This is a genomic window from Lysinibacillus sp. VIII_CA, assembly GCF_049943995.1.
GTDB classification, from domain to species: Bacteria; Bacillota; Bacilli; order Bacillales_A; family Planococcaceae; genus Lysinibacillus; species Lysinibacillus pinottii.
In genome coordinates this window covers 1-1,178 of sequence record NZ_JBNFXM010000069.1, presented here as the reverse complement: position 1 = coordinate 1,178, position 1,178 = coordinate 1, and the positions used below count along the sequence as shown (strand labels likewise).

At 31.7% G+C, this 1,178-nt stretch carries 1 protein-coding gene and 1 pseudogene; both read right to left on the bottom strand.

The window, feature by feature from the left end:
* Window positions 1-708: pseudogene (locus ACP3VS_RS24210) on the bottom strand (spore gernimation protein); the annotation flags it as partial.
* A gap of 26 nt (window positions 709-734) precedes the next feature.
* Window positions 735-1,178, bottom strand: a 444-nt coding sequence (locus ACP3VS_RS24205) for a spore germination protein (protein ID WP_426390288.1), incomplete at its 5' end; no start/stop codon positions are given.

Sequence of the window (1,178 nt, the reverse complement as noted above, 5' to 3'; positions counted from 1 at the left end):
CTTTATCCAACCATTGAATTTTTGACGTGAAAGAAAATAAGCACCACTTATTTTTAAAATATTTTTAGATTTATTATCCTCCATCCAATAATCTTCACTAATTTTTATTGTAGGAACCATAATGGATCCAACTGGTTCATAATACCTTTTAATCATGTCTTGAACAGTACTGGTTGAGATGAATGAATTAAAGAATAATTGTTCATTTGGATCATAAGGAAAAGTTAAAATTGGCGGTTTGTAAAAGAGACCATGTACATTCATTATCTCTTTAATATCATCTTCTTCATATCCATAAGCTAAAGTATTATAACGTAGATAATAATCTCTACTAAAAAAATCAAAAAATTCATCCAAATGACCATCCAATATATTTTTGGAAATAAAGAAAGTTTGTATATGTCCATAATACAAAGGGTTAACAGAATTCTTTTCTATATCATCGATTGCTCCCTGAATAGTTTCACCTTCTCCATGTCCAACAACAATTGGAGCAGGCTCAGATGCAATGCCAGGATCTGAGCCCGCAACATTGGTAAATCCGAAAGCTTGAAAATATAAATGATACATATCATTAGAATAATCTATACCAAGAGCGGTAATATAAACTTCACTTTGAATTTCCTTGGTACCTAAACAGCCGCCTAGAATAAATAATAAAGGAAAAATTAACGTCATTTTGTATGGGGAAGTAAAGTAATGGGACATATAAACTCCCTTCTGCTGAAAAACAGTCAGTCTTTTATTTTAATTCTAAAGGGCATTTTTAAAAAACCTTTAATAAGATTGGGTATACTTACTTTTGAAAATGTAGAAAGGTAAGGATGACCGAAGCTTTCTAATGACGAGATATATGTTAAGAAAAATAAGACACTTAAAACAAAGCCATACATTCCAAAAAAGGAGGCAATTAGTAATGTTGCGACTCTTATTAAAAATACATTGCCTAGTACATTTTGATTAATTAATGTATAGCTAGATATAACGGTAAGTGCTCCAATTACTAATGTTGATGGTGATGTAAATCCTGCTCTTATAGCAGCATCTCCAACTATTAAGCCTCCTAAAACTGCAACCGTTTGACCTACAGCTTTAGGTAAACGTATTCCCGCTTCTCGAAAAAGGTCAAAAAATATGAGCATAATAAGAATTTCGAACGAAGAGGAAACAGGTAGTCC